The organism is Streptomyces sp. NBC_00576 (assembly GCF_036345175.1).
In the GTDB taxonomy this organism is placed as follows: Bacteria; Actinomycetota; Actinomycetes; order Streptomycetales; family Streptomycetaceae; genus Streptomyces.
The window spans coordinates 8,402,271-8,421,290 of sequence record NZ_CP107780.1; the positions used below are offsets into that span (position 1 = coordinate 8,402,271).

A 19,020-nucleotide genomic window follows, 5' to 3' on the forward strand; every position below is an offset into this window, starting at 1 on the left:
TCGGTGCATGTCGTACTCGCCGGCGGGGGGACCGCCGGCCACATCGAGCCCGCGCTCGCCCTCGCGGACGCCCTGCGCAGGCAGGATCCCACCGTGGGGATCACGGCCCTGGGCACGGAACGCGGTCTGGAGACCCGGCTCGTTCCCGAGCGGGGCTATGACCTGGCGCTGATCCCAGCGGTCCCCCTGCCGCGCAAGCCCACCCCTGAACTGATCACCGTCCCAGGGCGGCTGCGCGGCACGATCAAGGCCGCCGAGCAGATCCTGGAGCGCACCAAGGCCGACGCGGTCGTCGGCTTCGGCGGCTATGTGGCCCTGCCCGGTTACCTCGCCGCCAAGCGCCTGGGCGTGCCGATCGTCGTCCACGAGGCCAACGCCCGCCCCGGCCTCGCCAACAAGATCGGCTCGCGGTACGCCGCCCAGGTCGCCGTCTCCACCCCGGACAGCAAGCTCCGCGGCGCCCGCTACATCGGCATCCCGCTGCGCCGCTCCATCGCCACCCTCGACCGGGCCGCCGTGCGACCCGAGGCGCGGGCCGCGTTCGGGCTCGACCCGAGTCTGCCGACGCTGCTGGTCTCCGGCGGCTCGCAGGGTGCCCGGCATCTCAACGAGGTGGTCGAGCGGGTCGCGCCGTACCTCCAGCAGGCCGGCATCCAGGTGCTCCACGCGGTCGGCCCGAAGAACGAACTGCCGCAGGTCCACCAGATGCCGGGGATGCCCCCCTACATCCCGGTACCGTACGTGGACCGGATGGACCTCGCGTATGCCGCGGCCGACATGATGCTGTGCCGCGCGGGCGCGATGACCGTCGCCGAACTCTCCGCCGTCGGACTCCCGGCCGCCTACGTCCCGCTGCCCATCGGCAACGGCGAACAGCGGCTGAACGCCCAGCCGGTGGTCAAGGCCGGCGGCGGACTTCTGGTCGACGACGCGGAACTGACGCCCGAGTGGATCCAGCGTCAGGTCCTGCCCGTGCTCGCCGACCCGCACCGACTGTACGAGATGTCCCGCGCCGCCAGCGAGTTCGGCCGCCGGGACGCCGACGACCTGCTCGTCGGCATGGTGTACGAGGCGATCGCCTCGCGCCACCGCTAGGCGACGAAGGAAGGCAGGAAAGGGCGTGGCCGGAGGAGCGACGACCGCCGAACGCGGTGAACGGCAGCAGGACACCTCCGGCCCGCCCCGTCGGCCCGGCATCCTCGGCCGGTTGGGGCCGCGCAGGCTTCGTACGATCGTCATCCTGGCCCTCGCCCTGTTCCTCCTCGGCGGGGGCGCCCTGTGGGTGCTCTACGGGTCCCGGTGGACGCATGTGGAGCGTGTGTCGGTGTCGGGGACCGAAGTCCTGACGCAGACGCAGGTGCGCGAAGCCGCCGACGTGCCGGTCGGGGAACCGCTCGTTTCCGTCGACGCCGACGCCATTGAGTCCCGACTGCTCCGGAAATTGCCCCGAATTGACTCGGTTGAGGTCACTCGATCCTGGCCGCACGGAATCGTGCTGAAAGTGGTCGAACGCACCCCTGTCCTGATTGTCGACAGCACCGGGAAAGGGGGCAAATATGTCGAAGTGGACGCCAAAGGCGTGCGTTTCGCGACGGTTTCGCATGCCCCGAAAGGTGTACCCGCATTGGAATTGACGCTGTCCCGGACCGGTTCGCAGACCGCGAGTCTGCGCCGCTTCGGCAGCGACCGACTGGTGCGCGAGGCGGTGCGGGTGGCAGGCGACCTGCCGAGTGCCGTCGCGCGCGCCGTCAAGGCGGTCAAGGTCCGCTCGTACGACTCCATCTCGCTTGAGTTGGGCGACGGCCGGACCGTCGCGTGGGGGAGCGGCCAGAAGGGCGAGGCGAAGTCACGTGCGCTCACCGCTCTGATGAAAGCAGCTCCCGGGGCGCGGCACTTCGACGTGAGCGTCCCCGCGGCCCCTGCGTCATCAGGGAGTTGACGCCTGTTGGTGCAGGCCAGCACCCTGGTTGGGCATCGCTATGGCTGATCACATAGGGTGAAAAGAAAAACGGGAGGTTCGGCGTGTTCGTTGAACGTGCGCCACTTGTCGACTTAGTGTCCTGTTCGGAAGAGTCCAAGGAACAGACACACTGGTAACCCTAAACTTCAACGTTAGGGTTCGGGTCGGCGTTCGGACCGTCCCACTTCGGCATGAGTTGTCCGTTCACCGTATCGCGAACGGCGACACGTAACTCGAGGCGAGAGGCCTTCGACGTGGCAGCACCGCAGAACTACCTCGCAGTCATCAAAGTCATCGGTGTCGGCGGCGGTGGTGTCAATGCCATCAACCGGATGATCGAGGTCGGTCTGAAGGGCGTCGAGTTCATCGCCATCAACACCGATGCTCAGGCGCTGTTGATGAGCGACGCCGACGTCAAGCTCGACGTCGGCCGCGAACTCACCCGCGGACTCGGCGCCGGCGCCAACCCGGCCGTCGGCCGCAAGGCGGCAGAGGACCACCGCGAGGAGATCGAGGAGGTCCTCAAGGGGGCCGACATGGTCTTCGTGACGGCCGGCGAGGGTGGCGGCACCGGCACCGGCGGCGCGCCCGTCGTGGCCAACATCGCCCGCAACCTCGGCGCCCTCACCATCGGCGTGGTCACCCGCCCCTTCACCTTCGAAGGACGGCGCCGCGCCAACCAGGCCGAGGACGGCATCGCGGAACTCCGCGAAGAGGTCGACACCCTCATCGTCATCCCCAACGACCGCCTGTTGTCCATCTCGGACCGCCAGGTCTCGGTCCTCGACGCCTTCAAGTCGGCGGACCAGGTCCTGCTCTCCGGCGTCCAGGGCATCACCGACCTGATCACCACCCCCGGTCTGATCAACCTCGACTTCGCCGACGTCAAGTCCGTGATGTCCGAGGCCGGTTCGGCCCTCATGGGCATCGGTTCGGCCCGTGGTGACGACCGTGCGGTGGCGGCGGCCGAGATGGCGATCTCCTCGCCGCTTCTCGAAGCCTCCATCGACGGCGCCCGGGGCGTCCTGCTCTCCATCTCCGGCGGCTCCGACCTCGGCCTGTTCGAGATCAACGAGGCCGCCCAGCTGGTCAGCGAGGCCGCGCACCCCGAGGCCAACATCATCTTCGGCGCGGTCATCGACGACGCGCTCGGTGACGAGGTCCGGGTCACGGTCATCGCGGCCGGCTTCGACGGGGGCCAGCCCCCGGCCAAGCGCGACAACATCCTCGGCTCGGCCGGCGCCAAGCGCGACGAACCCACGCCGGTACGGTCCGAGAGCCGGCCGTCCTTCGGCTCGCTCGGCAGCGTCACGCCGAAGGAGGCCCCGACACCCGCCCCGGAGCCGGTCAACGAACTCCCGGTCTCCCCGCCGGTCCCGCCGTCCCGGTCCTACTCGGACAGCGCGGCCGAGGAGCTGGACGTGCCGGACTTCCTGAAGTGATAGGACAGCGCTCCGAAACGAGCGACGCGAGCGGCGCGCACTTCGCCTTCACCGACCGGTGGGGCGGGGTGAGCGCCGTTCCGTACGAGGAGCTCAACCTCGGCGGAGCGGTCGGCGACGACCCCGACGCCGTACGCACGAATCGTGAGCTGGCCGCCAAGTCCCTGGGCCTCGTCCCGGAGCGGGTGGTCTGGATGAACCAGGTGCACGGCAACCTCGTCGCCGAGGTCGACGGGCCGTGGACCACCCGGCTCACCCCGTCCGTCGACGGGCTGGTGACCGCAACCCGCGGTCTCGCGCTCGCCGTCCTCACCGCCGACTGCGTCCCGGTCCTGCTGGCCGACCCGGTCGCCGGAGTGGTCGCCGTGGCCCACGCGGGTCGGCCCGGCATGGTCGCCGGGATCGTCCCCGCCGCCGTGGACGCCATGGAATCGCTCGGCGCCGACCCTGCTCGCATCGTCGCCCGCACCGGCCCCGCGGTCTGCGGCCGGTGCTACGAAGTTCCGGAGGAGATGCGCGCCGACGTCGCCGCCGTCGAACCCGCCGCGTACGCCGAGACCAGCTGGGGCACCCCGGCGGTCGACGTGGTCGCGGGAGTCCACGCACAGTTGGAGCGGCTCGGGGTGCGCGACCGGCAGCAGTCGTCGGTGTGCACGAGGGAGTCCGCCGACCACTTCTCGTACCGCCGAGACCGCACGACCGGGCGGCTCGCAGGCTATGTCTGGCTGGACTGATAGGACATGACGGACCGTAAGGGTGAACTCGCCGCAAATCTGGCGGCGGTCGAGGAGCGTATCGCGACGGCCTGCTCGGCCGCGGGCCGTAAGCGGGAGGAGGTGACGCTGATTGTCGTCACCAAGACCTACCCCGCTAGCGATGTGCGGATCCTGTGGGAGCTCGGTGTGCGTCATGTGGCCGAAAACCGTGACCAGGATGCGGCACCCAAGGCCGAGGAGTGCGCGGATCTGTCGCTCACCTGGCATTTTGTTGGCCAGTTGCAGACCAACAAGGTGCGTTCCGTGGTCGGTTACGCCGATGTCGTGCAGTCCGTCGACCGTGACCGGCTGGTCTCCGGGCTGTCCAAGGAGGCCGTGCGGGCCGGGCGTGAGCTGGGCTGCCTGATCCAGGTCGCGCTGGATGCGCAGGAGAGCGGGCGTGGGGAGCGCGGAGGTGTGGGGCCGGGCGGAATCGAGGAGTTGGCCGGCCTCGTCGCCGGGGCCGAGGGGCTCAGGCTCGACGGGCTGATGACCGTCGCACCGCTGACCGGACCGTACGCCGGACGCGAACTGGCGGCGTTCGAGCGGCTGATGGATTTGTCGACTGCTATGCGCCGCACGCATCCGGCTGCGAACATGGTGTCTGCAGGGATGAGTGCGGATCTCGAAAAGGCCGTGACAGCCGGGGCGACACATGTGCGCGTCGGCAGTGCGGTACTCGGAGTCCGTCCCAGGCTCGGGTAACGTCGCCAGGAAGTCGGACCACAGCAGAAAATATGGTCATTACCGCCGAAAGGTGGTCATAACGACCTCGTGGATCGCGGGCACTTGGCATTCGTCAGTCGATCCACCACAGAGCGGAGGACTCAGAGCATGGCCGGCGCGATGCGCAAGATGGCGGTCTACCTCGGCCTCGTGGAGGACGATGGGTACGACGGCCGGGGATTCGACCCCGATGACGACTTCGAGCCCGAACTGGACCCGGAACCCGAGCGCGACCTGCGGCGGCGTGAGCCCTCGCACCAGCCGCACGGTTCGCACCAGTCCCATCAGTCTCACCTGTCCCAAAGGGACGAATCGGTACGAGTGGTGCAGCCGCCCGCCCCGCGTGATCCGGTGCCGCATTCCGCCTCGCTGGGTGCGGATTCCGGGCGTCCGGCGCGGATCGCGCCCGTGGCGTCCATCACACAAGAACGCCAAAGCCTGGAGAAGAACGCACCGGTGATCATGCCCAAGGTCGTGTCGGAACGAGAGCCTTACCGGATCACCACGCTCCACCCCAGGACCTACAACGAGGCCCGTACCATCGGGGAACACTTCCGTGAGGGCACGCCTGTGATCATGAATCTCACTGAGATGGATGACACAGATGCGAAGCGACTTGTCGACTTTGCGGCCGGTTTGGTGTTTGGTCTTCACGGCAGTATCGAGCGGGTGACGCAGAAGGTGTTCCTGTTGTCGCCTGCTAACGTCGATGTCACGGCGGAGGACAAGGCCCGCATCGCAGAGGGCGGGTTCTTCAACCAGAGCTGAGACGCACGACCGGAACAGCGGTAACACGGCAGTACGAACAGCGGTACCCAGAGCACGGAAACAGGGGAGAGGGACGCACGGATCATGAGCGTGGTTGGACAAATTCTCTACATCGCGCTGATGTGCTTTCTCATCGTGCTGATCTTCCGGTTGGTCATGGACTACGTCTTCCAGTTCGCCCGCTCATGGCAGCCCGGCAAGGCGATGGTGGTCGTTCTGGAGGCCACCTACACTGTCACTGATCCACCGCTCAAGCTTCTGCGGCGGGTCATCCCGCCGTTGCGTCTCGGGGGCGTGGCGCTCGACCTGTCCTTCTTCGTACTGATGATCATCGTGTACATCCTGATCACTGTCGTCAGGCAGGTGTTGGTGTGAACGATACGGTCTTGCCGAATGCCGACGACTACGTTGAGGTGAAGAGATGCCATTGACCCCCGAGGATGTGCGGAACAAGCAGTTCACGACCGTCCGCCTCCGAGAAGGCTATGACGAGGACGAGGTCGATGCCTTCCTCGACGAGGTCGAAGCCGAACTGACCCGCTTGCTCCGCGAGAACGAGGATCTGCGCGCCAAGCTGGCCGCTGCCACGCGTGCCGCTGCACAGAACCAGCAGCAGGGCATGCGTAAACCTCCGGAACAGGACCAGCAGCAGGGTATGCAGCAACAGGGCATGCCTCAGCAAGGCATGCCCCAGCAGGGAATGCCTCAGCAGGGAATGCCCCAGCAGGGGATGCGAGGGCCGGGCGGCCCGGTTCCCGCCGGCATATCGGGCCCGCCGCAGCAGCAGATGGGTGGCCCCATGGGAGGCCCGCCCCAGCTGCCCAGCGGTGCGCCGCAGTTGCCCCCCGGCCCCGGTGGCCAGGGCGGTCCGCAGGGTCAGGGCCCGATGGGTCAGGGCCCCATGGGCCAGAACCCGATGCAGGGTCAGATGGGCCAGGGCCCCATGGGCCAGGGTCCGATGCAGGGGCAGATGGGTCAGGGCGGCATGCCCGGCCAGATGCAGCAGATGCCTGGTCAGCAGATGCAGGGTCAGATGCAGCAGATGGGCGGCCCGATGGGCGGTCCCATGGGTGGTCCCCCGCAGATGGGTGGCCCCGGCCAGGGTCCCGGTGGCGACAGCGCCGCGCGTGTTCTCTCGCTGGCCCAGCAGACCGCCGACCAGGCGATCGCCGAGGCACGTTCCGAGGCCAACAAGATCGTCGGCGAGGCACGCAGCCGCGCCGAGGGTCTGGAGCGCGACGCCCGCGCCAAGGCCGACGCTCTTGAGCGGGACGCCCAGGAGAAGCACCGCGTCGCGATGGGCTCCCTGGAGTCCGCCCGCGCCACGCTGGAGCGCAAGGTCGAGGATCTGCGCGGCTTCGAGCGCGAGTACCGCACCCGCCTGAAGTCCTACCTGGAATCGCAGCTGCGTCAGCTGGAGACCCAGGCCGACGACTCGCTGGCCCCGCCGCGTGCTCCCGCCACGGCCTCCCTGCCGCCGTCCCCGGCGCCCTCGATGGCTCCGGCCGGCGCAGGTGCCCAGTCGTACGGCGGCAACCAGGGCATGGGTGGCCCCGGCCCGGCTGCTCCGTCCTACGGCGGCCAGCAGCAGATGTCCCCGGCGATGACCCAGCCCATGGCTCCGGTCCGGCCGCAGGGCCCGTCTCCGATGGGTCAGGCTCCCTCACCGATGCGCGGCTTCCTGATCGACGAGGACGACAACTGACGGCCTCTAGTACGCCTTAGGCGTCGTCGGCGTTCAGGGCGGGGCCCCGGATTTTCTTCCGGGGCCCCGCCCTTTTGCCCTTTTGTATTTCGGTGACGCTGAGGGCCCGGGCCACTGAAGTGGCCCGGGCCCTCAGCGCTGCCCGCTGCTTGTGCCGGGGTGGGTGTCGCTCACCGGCGCTTGCCGGCCGCCGCTGCGCCCACCTGTGCCGCCCCAGCGGCACGACTGCCCGCAGCGGCGGCCGTCGGCTGTACCGTTGCCTACGCCTTGCGCAGGCGGAACGTCAGGGACAGGCCCTCGTCCGTGAACGGGTCCCCGTAGGTGTCGTCCGCCTCGCCCTCGCCGAAGGCTGTTGCCAGGACCTCGTCGCCGATCAGGCCCGAGTGTTCGGTGAGGGCCGCGGTGACCGCCGGGTCCGTGGACGTCCAGCGGAGGGCGATGCGGTCGGCCACGTCGAGGCCGCTGTTCTTGCGGGCCTCCTGGATCAGCCGGATCGCGTCACGGGCGAGGCCCGCCTGACGCAGCTCCTCCGTGATCTCCAGGTCGAGGGCGACCGTCGCGCCCGAGTCGGACGCCACCGACCAGCCCTCGCGCGGGGTCTCCGTGATGATGACCTCGTCCGGCGCCAGCGTGACCGTCTCGCCGTCGACCTCCACCGACGCCGTGCCCGCGCGCAGGGCGAGGGACAGCGCTGCCGCGTCGGTATGCGCGACGGCCTTCGCGACGTCCTGGACGCGCTTGCCGAACCGCTTGCCCAGGGCGCGGAAGTTGGCCTTGGCGGTGGTGTCGACCAGTGAGCCGCCCACCTCGGAGAGGGACGCGAGGGAGCTGACGTTGAGCTCCTCCGTGATCTGCGCGTGCAGTTCACGGTCGAGGGTGTCGAAGCCGGCCGCCGCGACCAGCGCGCGGGACAGCGGCTGGCGCGTCTTCACGCCCGACTCCGCGCGCGTGGCACGGCCGAGCTCGACCAGCCGCCGTACGAGCACCATCTGCTTCGACAGCTCCGGGTCGATCGCGGACAGGTCCGCCTCGGGCCAGGACGTCAGATGGACGGATTCGGGGCTGCCCGGGGTCACCGGCACCACCAGGTCCTGCCAGACCCGCTCGGTGATGAACGGGGTCAGCGGGGCCATCAGCTTCGTGACCGTCTCGACGACCTCGTGCAGGGTGCGCAGCGCGGCCTTGTCGCCCTGCCAGAAGCGCCGCCGGGACCGGCGTACGTACCAGTTGGACAGGTCGTCGACGAACGCGGACAGGAGCTTGCCGGCGCGCTGGGTGTCGTATGCCTCCAGAGCCTGCGTCACCTGGTCGGTGAGGGCGTGGAGCTCGGACAGGAGCCAGCGGTCCAGGACCGGGCGGTCGGCCGGGGCCGGGTCCGCCGCGGACGGGGCCCAGTTCGAAGTACGCGCGTACAGGGCCTGGAAGGCGACCGTGTTCCAGTACGTGAGGAGCGTCTTGCGGACGACCTCCTGGATCGTGCCGTGGCCGACACGGCGGGCCGCCCACGGGGAACCGCCGGCCGCCATGAACCAGCGCACGGCGTCCGCGCCGTGCCGGTCCATCAGCGGGATCGGCTCCAGGGTGTTGCCCAGGTGCTTGGACATCTTGCGGCCGTCCTCGGCGAGGATGTGGCCGAGGCAGACCACGTTCTCGTACGACGACTTGTCGAAGACGAGCGTGCCGACCGCCATCAGCGTGTAGAACCAGCCGCGGGTCTGGTCGATGGCCTCGCTGATGAACTGGGCCGGGTAGCGGGACTCGAACAGTTCCTTGTTCTTGTACGGGTATCCCCACTGCGCGAACGGCATCGAACCCGAGTCGTACCAGGCGTCGATGACCTCCGGCACGCGCGTGGCCGTCTGTCCGCAGTCGCCCTGGGGGCAGGAGAAGGTGACCGCGTCGATGAACGGGCGGTGCGGGTCCAGGTCCGACTGGTCGGTGCCCGTGAGCTGGGTCAGCTCCGCGCGGGAGCCCACGACCGTGAGGTGGTCCTCCTCGCAGCGCCAGATCGGGAGCGGAGTGCCCCAGTACCGGTTGCGGGAGAGCGCCCAGTCGATGTTGTTGTTCAGCCAGTCGCCGTACCGGCCGTTCTTGACCGTGTCCGGGAACCAGTTGGTCTTCTCGTTCTCCTGGAGGAGACGGTCCTTGACGGCCGTGGTGCGGATGTACCAGGACGGCTGCGCGTAGTAGAGGAGTGCGGTGTGGCAGCGCCAGCAGTGCGGGTAGCTGTGCTCGTACGGGATGTGCTTGAAGAGGAGGCCGCGCTGCTGGAGGTCCTCGGTGAGCTTTTCGTCCGCCTTCTTGAAGAAGACGCCGCCCACGAGGGGGACGTCCTCCTCGAAGGTGCCGTCCGGGCGGACCGGGTTGACGACGGGCAGGCCGTACGCGCGGCACACCTTGAGGTCTTCCTCACCGAAAGCGGGGGACTGGTGGACCAGACCCGTACCGTCCTCGGTCGTCACGTAGTCCGCGTTCACCACGTAGTGGGTGGGTACGTCGTCCGGGAACTCGACCAGCTCGAACGGACGTTGATAGGACCAGCGCTCCATCTCGGCGCCGGTGAAGGTCTGTCCGGTGGGCTGCCACTCCTCGCCGAGCGCCTTGGTGAGCAGTGGCTCCGCGACGACGAGCTTCTCGCTGTCGGATGGACCCTTCGTCGCCACCACGTAGGTGACGTCGGGGTGGGCGGCGACCGCGGTGTTGGAGACCAGCGTCCAGGGGGTCGTCGTCCAGACGACGAGTGCGGCCTCGCCGGCCAGCGGACCGGAGGTGAGCGGGAAACGGACGTACACGGACGGGTCGACGACCGTCTCGTAGCCCTGGGCCAGCTCGTGGTCCGAGAGTCCTGTGCCGCAGCGCGGGCACCAGGGGGCGACGCGGTGGTCCTGGGTCAGCAGGCCCTTGTTGAAGATCTCCTTCAGCGACCACCAGACCGACTCGATGTACGCGGGGTCCATCGTGCGGTAGGGGTCGTGCAGGTCGGTCCAGTACCCCATGCGGGTCGTGAGCGCTTCGAAGGCGTCCGTGTGGCGGGTCACCGACTCGCGGCACTTGGCGTTGAACTCGGCGATGCCGTACGCCTCGATGTCCTGCTTGCCGGAGAAGCCGAGCTCCTTCTCGACCGCCAGCTCCACCGGGAGGCCGTGGCAGTCCCAGCCGGCCTTGCGGGCCACGTGGTAGCCGCGCATGGTGCGGAAGCGCGGGAACACGTCCTTGAAGACCCGTGCCTCGATGTGGTGGGCACCCGGCATGCCGTTCGCGGTGGGCGGGCCCTCGTAGAACACCCATTCGGGGCGGCCCTCGGACTGCTCAAGGCTCTTGGCGAAGATCTTCTGCTCGCGCCAGAACTCGAGCACGGCGTGCTCAAGGGCGGGCAGGTCGACCTGGGCGGGCACCTGGCGGTACGTCGGCGTTGTCATCAGCGAGCTTCCTCCGGCGGACTTTCTGCCTTCCGTCGGAGGGACGAGAGCCGGAATTCTCCGGATGCCGTGTACGGCGTACTCCCGCGGTACCACCCTCCTTGGCTCCCCGGTGCATCGTGCGCACCTGTGAGCCCCCTCATTGGGGTCGCGATACCGGGTCTACTGGCCTTGGCTGTCCTGCTCGCCTCGCTGCGGCTTTCTTCCGGCGGCTCCGGGGTGATCTTCGCGTCGCGCTCACCCCCGGGCTTCCACCGTCCCCGGGTCGCTCTGGGCTGCGTACGCCGCTACTCGTCCCCATCCACGCTTCTCGCTGCGGCCAGTGTACGGCGCCCCACCGACAGCGGCCGACCGGTTTTCCGGGCCACCCGAATGGCGAGGGTCGGGTGGCCCGGATTCCGGGACGCGCGGCTCGGCGGATTACCCGGCGGGGAGCTGGGCACAACGCTTGCAGGCTTGCCCCGCGGGACCGGCGGGGTGGGCGAATCGGGTGGCGGCCCCCGTTGCCGCGGGACTCAAGTCGATTTATCGTCCCAGCACGATTCGCGAGCAAGATCACAATATGTGAAGGGGCCGCGGCCATGGTGGCGAAAAAGACCGCCGTACAGCAGTCGGCGTCCAGCAGATCCACCGGATCCACGGCCGCGGGGCCCTCCGGCAGTGGCAAGGGCACGGACGCGAAGAAGAGCGCCCTCAAGGAGGGCACCACGAAGAAGACGGCGGCCACGAAGACGGTGGCAGGTAAATCGGAGGCCAAAAAAACGGTGGCCAAGAAGACCGTCGCCGCGAAGACGGCCGTCGCCAAGACAGCCGTAGAGAAGAAGGCCGCCGCGCCCCGAAGCACCGCGGTTCACGGCGGCGCCGGCAAACGCACCTCCACGAAGAGCACGGTCAAGAAGAGCACGGCCAACAAGGCGGGCGCGGCCGAGGCCGCGAAGACGACGGGAGCCACGACGGTGGTTGCGAAGAAGAGTGCTGGCACGGCCACGGCGGCGAAGAAGCCCAGCGCGGTACCCAAGGCGCGGATCATCGCGGCGGCGGAGCCGGGCGAGCTCGCAGTACGCCCCGGTGAGGACCCATGGACTCCGGAGGAGGTGGCTCAGGCACGCGCCGAGCTGCAGTCCGAGGTGCAGCGGCTGCGCGCCGAGATCACGTCGTCCGAGCAGTCGCTCGTGGGCCTGATGCGGGACTCCGGGGACGGCGCGGGCGACGACCAGGCTGACACCGGTACCAAGAACATCACGCGCGAGCACGAGATGGCGCTGGCGGCCAACGCGCGCGAGATGCTCGTCCAGGACGAGCGGGCCCTGGAGCGGCTGGACACGGGCACGTACGGCCTGTGCGAGAACTGCGGCAACCCGATCGGCAAGGCGCGTATGCAGGCCTTCCCGCGCGCGACGCTGTGCGTCGAGTGCAAGCAGAAGCAGGAGCGGCGCTACTGACCCCTCCGCAGAGCCCCTGCCGTGCCGAGTCGCGCCGTGTGCCTCCTGCACTCCTGTGTGCCAGGAGGCGTGTCGTACCCTCGTCCTCAGTCAGGAACCTAGGTTGAGGGACTCACGTGGCAGAGGCGGAGCGCATCATCGGTACGCCGGACATCCCAGACGCGGCGGGAGCCGAGGCGGAGATCCCGGACGAGCGGCCCCGGGGCAGGCGCCGGATCGTCGTGCTGTTCACGGTCGCCGCGCTGGCGTACGCGCTGGACCTTGTCAGCAAGATGATCGTCGTCGCCAAGCTGGAGCACCACGCGCCGATCGAGATCATCGGGGACTGGCTGAAGTTCGAGGCGATCCGTAACGCGGGCGCCGCCTTCGGCATGGGTGAGGCCTTCACGGTGATCTTCACGGTCATCGCGGCGTCCGTGATCGTCGTGATCGTCCGCCTGGCCCGCAAGCTCTACAGCCTGCCCTGGGCGATCGCGCTCGGTCTGCTGCTCGGCGGCGCGCTGGGCAATCTGACCGACCGGATCTTCCGCACGCCGGGAGTCTTCAAGGGCGCGGTCGTCGACTTCATCGCGCCCAAGCACTTCGCGGTCTTCAACCTGGCCGACTCCGCGATCGTCTGCGGCGGCATCCTGATCGTCCTGCTGTCCTTCAAGGGGCTCGACCCGGACGGGACCGTCCACAAGGACTGACGAGCTGGGCGGGGGTTTTCCACAGGCCCGGTCGGGGGTGTCTGGCCAGTCCTGCATACTCGACGGGTGAGTACGATTCCCGAGATCCGCAACCTGCCCGTGCCGGACGGCCTGGAGGGCGAGCGCGTCGACGCCGCCATCTCCCGGATGTTCGGCTTCTCCCGTACGAAGGCCGCCGAGCTGGCCGCGGCGGGGAAGGTCACGGTCGACGGCTCGGTGGTCGGCAAGTCGGAGCGGGTGCACGGCGGCGCCTGGCTCGAGGTCGAGATGCCGCAGGCGCCCGCGCCCGTGCAGGTGGTGGCCGAGCCCGTCGAGGGCATGGTGATCGTGCACGACGACGACGACATCGTCGTGATCGTCAAGCCCGTCGGCGTGGCCGCGCATCCGTCGCCCGGCTGGACCGGGACGACCGTCATCGGCGGCCTCGCCGCTGCCGGATACCGCATCTCCACTTCCGGTGCCGCCGAGCGCCAGGGCATCGTGCATCGGCTCGATGTCGGCACGTCCGGCCTGATGGCGGTCGCCAAGTCGGAGCGCGCGTACACGTCGCTCAAGCGCCAGTTCAAGGAGCGCACGGTCGACAAGCGCTACCACGCACTGGTCCAGGGCCACCCGGATCCGATGAGCGGCACGATCGACGCGCCCATCGGCCGGCACCCCACCCACGACTACAAGTGGGCGGTCACTGCTGAGGGCAAGCCGTCCGTCACGCACTATGACCTCATCGAGGCGTTCCGTGCGGCCTCCCTGCTCGATGTGAAGCTGGAGACCGGCCGCACCCACCAGATCCGCGTCCACATGGCCGCCCACCGGCACCCCTGCGTCGGCGACCTGACGTACGGGGCGGACCCGACGCTCTCCAAGCGGCTCGGTCTGACCCGTCAGTGGCTGCACGCCGTACGTCTCGGCTTCGAGCACCCGGGGGACGGGACGTGGGTCGAGTTCGAGAGCGACTACCCGGACGACCTGGCCAATGCCCTGGAGCGGGTGCGCGAGGAGACGTACGCATGACCCTGGCGCCGTACGTGGTGCGCGTCGCCGAGGAGCCTGCCGACCGTGAGGCCTGCTTCGCGGTGCGCAAGGAGGTCTTCGTCGCGGAGCAGCAGGTGCCGGAGGATCTGGAGTACGACGAGTTCGACGCGGGCGCGCTGCATGTGCTGGCCGTCCGGGAGGACGGGGTGGCGCTCGGTACGGGGCGGTTGCTGTACGGGGAGGCGGCGGCCGGCCGGACCGGGGGAGATCTGTCCTTGGGGTCGCTCGGGCGGCTCGCGGTGCGGAAAGAAGCGCGGGGGCTGGGGGTCGGGGTCGCGCTCGTGCGGGGGATCGAGGAGGCGGCTCGGGGGCTGGGGCTCGTCGCTGTGGATCTGCATGCGCAGACCTCCGCGTCAGGGTTTTACGAGCGGCTCGGGTATGCGGGGTACGGAGACGAGTTCTACGAGGCGGGTATCGCACATCTTGCGATGCGCCGTTCTTTTTGAGTTTTTTTATCCCACACCCGCGCACCACCCGTGGCGGGTCCGTTGAGAGGTGGGCCTCGCCTGTGGGGGTGCGCTTCGTCGGCGGCTTTCCGCCCGGGGGTGGTGTCTAGCCTCGGCCGGCCGGCCTTGGCGTTTCGTGGGCCCTTCGCGGGCCTCCGTCCTGGAAGCGGCGAGCCGCCTCCGTGCCCGGGAGCAGGGCCGCGTCCGCCGTGTTGACTCGGGGTAGGGCGTACGGGTGTTGCTCGGTCAGCCAGCGGATCATGCCCTCGCGGACGTGCACCCGGACCTTCCAGACGTCGTCCGCGTCCTTCGCCGTCACCAGGGCGCGTACCTCCATGGTGGTCGGTGTGGCGTCCGTGACGCACAGGTCGCAGGCGCGTCCGTCCCAGGCCGGGCACTCGCGCAGGAGGTCGCGGAGCTTCTCCCGCATCGCCTCCATGGGCGCGCTGTGGTCCAGGTGCCAGAAGACGATGCCGGTCATCTGGGCGCCGCCCCGCGACCAGTTCTCGAAGGGCTTCGAGGTGAAGTAGGAGACCGGCATCGTGATGCGCCGCTCGTCCCAGGTCCGCACGGTCAGGAACGTCAGCGTGATCTCGTCGACCGTGCCCCACTCACCGTCCACCACGACCGTGTCGCCCATGCGCACCATGTCGCCGAAGGCGATCTGGAACCCCGCGAACATGTTGCTCAGCGTCGACTGGGCCGCCACACCGGCGACGATGCCCAGGACACCGGCCGAGGCCAGCAGGGAGGCGCCGGCCGCGCGCATCGCCGGGAACGTCAGCAGCATCGCCGCCACCGCCACGACGGCCACGATCGCCGCGACCACCCGCATGATCAGCGACACCTGGGTACGGACCCGGCGGACCCGGGCCGGGTCGCGGTGGGCGCGGGCGTAACGGGTGTACGAGGTGTCCACGATCGCCGCCGCGATGCGCACGATCAGCCACGCCGCCGAGCCGATCAGGACCAGGGTCAGGACCCGGCCGGCGGTGACCTCGTGCCCGTGGATCAGGTCGGCCTGGTCGTAGGACCCTCTGAGCATCGCCGCACACAGGACGAGCTGGTAGGGCACGCGGCCCCGGCGCAGCAGTCCCCACAGAGGAGTCTCGGTCTGTCGTTCGTCCGCCTTGCGCAGCAAGCGGTCCGTGACCCAGCCGATGAGCAGCGTGAGCACGACCGAGCCACCAAGGACGATCAACGGGCGCAGTACGTTCTCCATGCCGGAGAACGTAACCGGAGAAGGGCGGTCATGAACATGTGACTTCGTTCTCTGTCAGTGGTGGCTGGCACGATGTGCTCATGAACGTCATGCTCTTTCACTCGACCTATGGGCTTCGCCCCGCCGTGCGCGCCGCGGCGGACCGGCTGCGGGCGGCCGGACACGAGGTGTGGACCCCCGACCTCTTCGACGGGCACACCTTCGAGACCGTCGAGGAGGGCATGGCCTTCAAGGACGCCATAGGCAAGGACGAGTTGCTCAGGCGGGCGATCCTGGCCGCCGCGCCCTATTCCGGGCGGGGTCTGGTGTACGCGGGGTTCTCCTTCGGTGCCGCGACCGCGCAGACGCTCGCGCTCGGCGACGACAAGGCGCGCGGGCTGTTGCTGCTGCACGGCACGTCGGACATCGCCGAGACGGCGTCGGTCGACGAGCTGCCGGTCCAGCTGCACGTGGCCGAGCCGGACGCGTTCGAGACCGACGACTGGCTGGGCTCCTGGTATCTCCAGATGGGCAAGGCGGGCGCCGACGTGGAGATCTACCGGTACGCCGGAGCCGGTCACCTCTACACCGACCCCGACCTGCCGGACTACGACGAGGAGGCGGCCGAGGCCACCTGGCGTGTGGCGCTCGGCTTCCTCGACAGCCTGTAGACCGGGGGCACCGGTACTCGCGGCCGTTTACACCGGGGCGTACGTCCGTTCCATCTTCTGCGTGCCACTGAGCGTGCGGTACGAGCGCCACCAGGTCGAGGTCGCGTTCGGCTTCGTGCGGTGGGACAGCACGTAGTAGTCCATCTGCGCGCGGTCGGCGGTGATGTCCAGGACGCCGTAGCCGTGGCGGTCGGTGTCGACCCAGTGGACGTGCCGGTTGGCCGCGCGGATGATCGGCGCGGCGAGCGCGGTGACGGTGCCCTCGGGGACCTTGAGGAGGTCGTCGAGGTTGTCGGAGGTGACCGACGTGACGACGAACTCCGTGGCGGCCGAGGGCGACAGCGGGTAGGTGCCGGCGTCCACGGGCACGTCGTTGGCCCAGGCCATGTGGATGTCGCCGGTCAGGAAGACCGTGTTGCGGATCGCGTTGGAGCGGAGGTGGGCGAGGAGTTCGCGGCGGTCGTCCGTGTAGCCGTCCCACTGGTCGGTGATGAGGCCGAGGCCGTCCTTGGGCAGGCCGAGCAGTTCGGCGAGCGGCTTCAGGAGGTCGGCGGTGAGGGAGCCGATGACGAACGGCGAGATCATCACCGAGTTCCCGACCAGCCGCCAGGTGGTGTCCGAAGCCTTCAACCCGGCCTTCAGCCAGTCCAGTTGGGCCCGGCCGGTGATCGTACGCGCCGGGTCGTCGACCGAGCCGTTGCCCACGGCCACCTGCTGGGAGCGGAACGAGCGCAGATCGAGGAGGGAGAGGTCGGCGAGCTTGCCGAATCGGAGGCGCCGGTAGGTGGTGCCCGCGATCGCGGGGCGGACCGGCATCCACTCGAAGTAGGCCTGCTTCGCGGCGGACTGCCGACTCGACCAGGTGCCCTCCGTGCCCTCGGTGTGGTTCTCGGCGCCGCCCGACCAGGCGTCGTTGGCGAACTCGTGGTCGTCCCAGATCGCGATGACGGGGGCAGCCGCGTGGAGAGCCTGGAGATCCGCGTCGGTCTTGTAACGGCCGTGCCGTACGCGGTAGTCGGCGAGGGTGAGGATCTCGTGCGCGGGGGAGTGCGGGCGTACGACGGTGCCGCGCGTGCCGTACGCGCCGGTGCCGTACTCGTAGATGTAGTCGCCGAGATGCAGCCAGGCGTCCAGGTCACGGCGGGCCGCGAGGTGGCGGTACGAGGAGAAGTAGCCGGCTTCCCAGTTGGCGCAGGAGACCACGCCGAAGCGGAGGCCCGTCACGGCGGCGTCCGCGGCGGGCGCGGTGCGCGTACGGGCGGCGGGGGAGTCCGTGCCGCCCGCCGAGAAGCGGAACCAGTAGTCCGTGGCGGGCGTGAGGCCCCGGATGTCCGCCTTGACCGTGTGATCGGCGGCGGCCGTCGCGGTGGTCGAGCCCTTGGAGACGACGCTCGTGAACGTCTTGTCACGGGCCACGATCCAGCTCACCTCGGTGTCCGGGCCGAGCCCGGAACCGGGTATCGCCTCGGCCGTGGGCGTCACACGCGTCCACAGCAGGATGCCGTCCGGCAACGGATCGCCGGAGGCGACCCCGTGCAGGAAGGCGGGGGCCTCGGCAGCCGCGCTCGCGGGCAGCGAGGCGGCCAGCGGGCCGGCCAGTACGGCGCTGGCCGCGGCGGCCTTGACGACCGTACGGCGGCGCGGGGCGAGGGAGTTGACCTGGGCGCCCGTGGACTCGGTGGAACTGCTTCGACTCGTCACGGGCGCTGAGATTACTGACCAGTAAGGCAGTGGAGCGGGCGAACCGGCTAAAGTTCGCCCGCTCTTCGGCTGATCGTCCACCGGGACCGAGCGGAGGGCCGTACGGCAGGCGCTTCAAACGCCCCGGAACCCGCTGTTCAGGACTTCAGGGCCGCCTCGATCGCCGTGTTGAAGTCGGCGACCGTCATGGGCGCCGACTTGGTGTTCGCGCCCGTGAGCGTCTTGCCGTCCATCACCAGGCTCGGAGTGCCGTTGACGCCGTCCTTGTTGGTGTTGAACGTCTGCGACATCGCCAGTGCCCAGGCGTCGTACGTGCCGTTCTTGACGGCGGTCTGGAACTTCGTGTTGTTCTTGAGCGCGGCGACCGTGTTCGCGACCTTGATCAGATAGTCGTCGCTCTTGAACTTGTCCTCTGTCTCGTCGGGGTGGTACTTCGCCGAGTAGAGCGCCGTCTTGTACTCCAGGAACGCCGCCGGGCTCACGTTCAGCGCGGCGCCCATGGCGCTCATCGCGTTCTTGGAGCCCTCGCCGCGGGAACCGATCTCGATCTTCCCGTTGTCGTCTGTGTCACCGTCGAGGAACGTGCCACCGATGTACTGGATCTTGAACTTGCCCGCGTCGAAGTCCTGCTTGAGGGTCGGGCCGACCGTCTCCTCGAACTGGGCGCAGATCGGGCAGCGCGGGTCCTCGTACAGCTTGAGGGTCTTCTTGGCGGTGCTCTTGCCGAGGACCACCGTCGTGCCGTTCGTACCCGTGGTGTTGGCCGGGGCGACGACCTTCGCGTCCTTCGCCGTGTCCCAGTAGCCCGGCTTGTTGTTCTGCACGACCGCGTAGCCGATACCGCCGGCTATCGCGAGGACGGCGACGACGGCGCCGGCCACGATGACCTGCCGCTTGACCTTGTCGCGCTTGGCCTGGCGCTCGCGCTCCTCGCGCAGACGTTCACGGGCCGCGCTCTTGGACGCCTGGCTGTTCCGCTTGCTCATGCTGGTGATCTCCCTGGGGAACGCGTACGCGTCATGGGCGTCGTACGCGGAAATGAATGGGGGCTTGCCGGTGCTCG

At 69.1% G+C, this 19,020-nt stretch carries 17 protein-coding genes; 13 read left to right on the forward strand and 4 right to left on the reverse strand.

Translation table 11 applies throughout. The features are described from left to right. Positions 1-3: 3 nt before the first annotated feature. The 8 genes from murG to OG734_RS36575 all read left to right on the forward strand — a co-directional run bounded on the left by murG (position 4) and on the right by OG734_RS36575 (position 7,356). Positions 4-1,095 carry an undecaprenyldiphospho-muramoylpentapeptide beta-N-acetylglucosaminyltransferase gene (gene murG / locus OG734_RS36540; protein WP_330291699.1) on the forward strand — a complete coding sequence of 364 codons (1,092 nt, stop codon included), beginning with the start codon at positions 4-6 and terminating at the stop codon, positions 1,093-1,095. 25 nt (positions 1,096-1,120) lie between these two features. After that, entirely contained in the window at positions 1,121-1,939 is an 819-nt protein-coding gene (locus OG734_RS36545) for a cell division protein FtsQ/DivIB (RefSeq protein ID WP_330291700.1), read from the forward strand. Between the two features lie 275 nt (positions 1,940-2,214). Continuing rightward, complete coding sequence (gene ftsZ, locus OG734_RS36550) at positions 2,215-3,402, forward strand: cell division protein FtsZ (protein ID WP_330291701.1); 1,188 nt, start codon at positions 2,215-2,217, stop codon at positions 3,400-3,402. Further along, positions 3,399-4,136, forward strand: a complete 738-nt coding sequence (gene pgeF / locus OG734_RS36555; protein WP_330291702.1) for a peptidoglycan editing factor PgeF — start codon at positions 3,399-3,401, stop codon at positions 4,134-4,136. The genes ftsZ and pgeF overlap by 4 nt, the downstream gene beginning before the upstream one ends. A 6-nt stretch (positions 4,137-4,142) precedes the next feature. Beyond that, on the forward strand, positions 4,143-4,862 hold the full coding sequence (locus tag OG734_RS36560; protein ID WP_330291703.1) for a YggS family pyridoxal phosphate-dependent enzyme: 720 nt from the start codon (positions 4,143-4,145) through the stop codon (positions 4,860-4,862). Positions 4,863-4,991: 129 nt separating this feature from the next. Continuing rightward, entirely contained in the window at positions 4,992-5,651 is a 660-nt protein-coding gene (locus OG734_RS36565; RefSeq protein ID WP_330291704.1) for a cell division protein SepF, read from the forward strand. Positions 5,652-5,735: 84 nt separating this feature from the next. Then, positions 5,736-6,026: a YggT family protein gene (locus OG734_RS36570; protein ID WP_330291705.1), complete on the forward strand. Its 291-nt coding sequence runs from the start codon at positions 5,736-5,738 to the stop codon at positions 6,024-6,026. Positions 6,027-6,072: 46 nt separating this feature from the next. Further along, complete coding sequence (locus OG734_RS36575; RefSeq protein WP_330291706.1) at positions 6,073-7,356, forward strand: DivIVA domain-containing protein; 1,284 nt, start codon at positions 6,073-6,075, stop codon at positions 7,354-7,356. 260 nt (positions 7,357-7,616) lie between these two features. Here the strand turns inward: OG734_RS36575 and ileS are convergent, their stop codons facing one another. After that, positions 7,617-10,775, reverse strand: a complete 3,159-nt coding sequence (gene ileS / locus OG734_RS36580) for an isoleucine--tRNA ligase (protein ID WP_330291707.1) — start codon at positions 10,773-10,775, stop codon at positions 7,617-7,619. Positions 10,776-11,356: 581 nt separating this feature from the next. On the opposite strand from ileS, the gene OG734_RS36585 reads away from it, so the two are divergent. The 4 genes from OG734_RS36585 to OG734_RS36600 all read left to right on the forward strand — a co-directional run bounded on the left by OG734_RS36585 (position 11,357) and on the right by OG734_RS36600 (position 14,384). Next, a complete protein-coding gene (locus tag OG734_RS36585) occupies positions 11,357-12,217 on the forward strand; it encodes a TraR/DksA family transcriptional regulator (RefSeq protein WP_330291708.1) in 861 nt (286 codons plus the stop codon). A gap of 116 nt (positions 12,218-12,333) precedes the next feature. Continuing rightward, positions 12,334-12,906, forward strand: coding sequence for a signal peptidase II (gene lspA / locus OG734_RS36590; protein WP_330291709.1), 573 nt, complete (start codon positions 12,334-12,336; stop codon positions 12,904-12,906). A gap of 66 nt (positions 12,907-12,972) precedes the next feature. Next, on the forward strand, positions 12,973-13,917 hold the full coding sequence (locus OG734_RS36595; protein ID WP_330291710.1) for an RluA family pseudouridine synthase: 945 nt from the start codon (positions 12,973-12,975) through the stop codon (positions 13,915-13,917). Beyond that, positions 13,914-14,384, forward strand: coding sequence for a GNAT family N-acetyltransferase (locus tag OG734_RS36600; protein ID WP_330291711.1), 471 nt, complete (start codon positions 13,914-13,916; stop codon positions 14,382-14,384). Before OG734_RS36595 ends, OG734_RS36600 begins: the two co-directional genes overlap by 4 nt. A gap of 106 nt (positions 14,385-14,490) precedes the next feature. On the opposite strand, the gene OG734_RS36605 is transcribed toward OG734_RS36600, so the two are convergent. Continuing rightward, positions 14,491-15,606, reverse strand: a complete 1,116-nt coding sequence (locus OG734_RS36605) for a mechanosensitive ion channel family protein (RefSeq protein ID WP_330291712.1) — start codon at positions 15,604-15,606, stop codon at positions 14,491-14,493. Positions 15,607-15,686: 80 nt separating this feature from the next. Here OG734_RS36605 and OG734_RS36610 point away from each other — a divergent pair, with 80 nt between their 5' ends. Beyond that, positions 15,687-16,256: a dienelactone hydrolase family protein gene (locus tag OG734_RS36610; protein ID WP_330291713.1), complete on the forward strand. Its 570-nt coding sequence runs from the start codon at positions 15,687-15,689 to the stop codon at positions 16,254-16,256. A 27-nt stretch (positions 16,257-16,283) separates the two neighbouring features. On the opposite strand, the gene OG734_RS36615 is transcribed toward OG734_RS36610, so the two are convergent. Next, on the reverse strand, positions 16,284-17,957 hold the full coding sequence (locus OG734_RS36615) for an alkaline phosphatase D family protein (protein ID WP_330291714.1): 1,674 nt from the start codon (positions 17,955-17,957) through the stop codon (positions 16,284-16,286). A gap of 137 nt (positions 17,958-18,094) precedes the next feature. Then, positions 18,095-18,943 (reverse strand): thioredoxin domain-containing protein, encoded by an 849-nt coding sequence (locus OG734_RS36620; protein ID WP_330291715.1) that lies wholly within the window; start codon positions 18,941-18,943, stop codon positions 18,095-18,097. Between the last annotated feature and the right edge of the window lie 77 nt (positions 18,944-19,020).

Coding starts and splice junctions, on each gene's coding strand:
- OG734_RS36560 (WP_330291703.1), top strand. CDS start 4,143: ATGACGGACCGTAAGGGTGAACTCGCCGCAAATCTGGCGGCGGTCGAG.
- OG734_RS36565 (WP_330291704.1), top strand. CDS start 4,992: ATGGCCGGCGCGATGCGCAAGATGGCGGTCTACCTCGGCCTCGTGGAG.
- OG734_RS36570 (WP_330291705.1), top strand. CDS start 5,736: ATGAGCGTGGTTGGACAAATTCTCTACATCGCGCTGATGTGCTTTCTC.
- OG734_RS36575 (WP_330291706.1), top strand. CDS start 6,073: ATGCCATTGACCCCCGAGGATGTGCGGAACAAGCAGTTCACGACCGTC.
- ileS (WP_330291707.1), bottom strand. CDS start 10,775: ATGACAACGCCGACGTACCGCCAGGTGCCCGCCCAGGTCGACCTGCCC.
- OG734_RS36585 (WP_330291708.1), top strand. CDS start 11,357: ATGGTGGCGAAAAAGACCGCCGTACAGCAGTCGGCGTCCAGCAGATCC.
- OG734_RS36600 (WP_330291711.1), top strand. CDS start 13,914: ATGACCCTGGCGCCGTACGTGGTGCGCGTCGCCGAGGAGCCTGCCGAC.
- OG734_RS36605 (WP_330291712.1), bottom strand. CDS start 15,606: ATGGAGAACGTACTGCGCCCGTTGATCGTCCTTGGTGGCTCGGTCGTG.
- OG734_RS36610 (WP_330291713.1), top strand. CDS start 15,687: ATGAACGTCATGCTCTTTCACTCGACCTATGGGCTTCGCCCCGCCGTG.
- OG734_RS36620 (WP_330291715.1), bottom strand. CDS start 18,943: ATGAGCAAGCGGAACAGCCAGGCGTCCAAGAGCGCGGCCCGTGAACGT.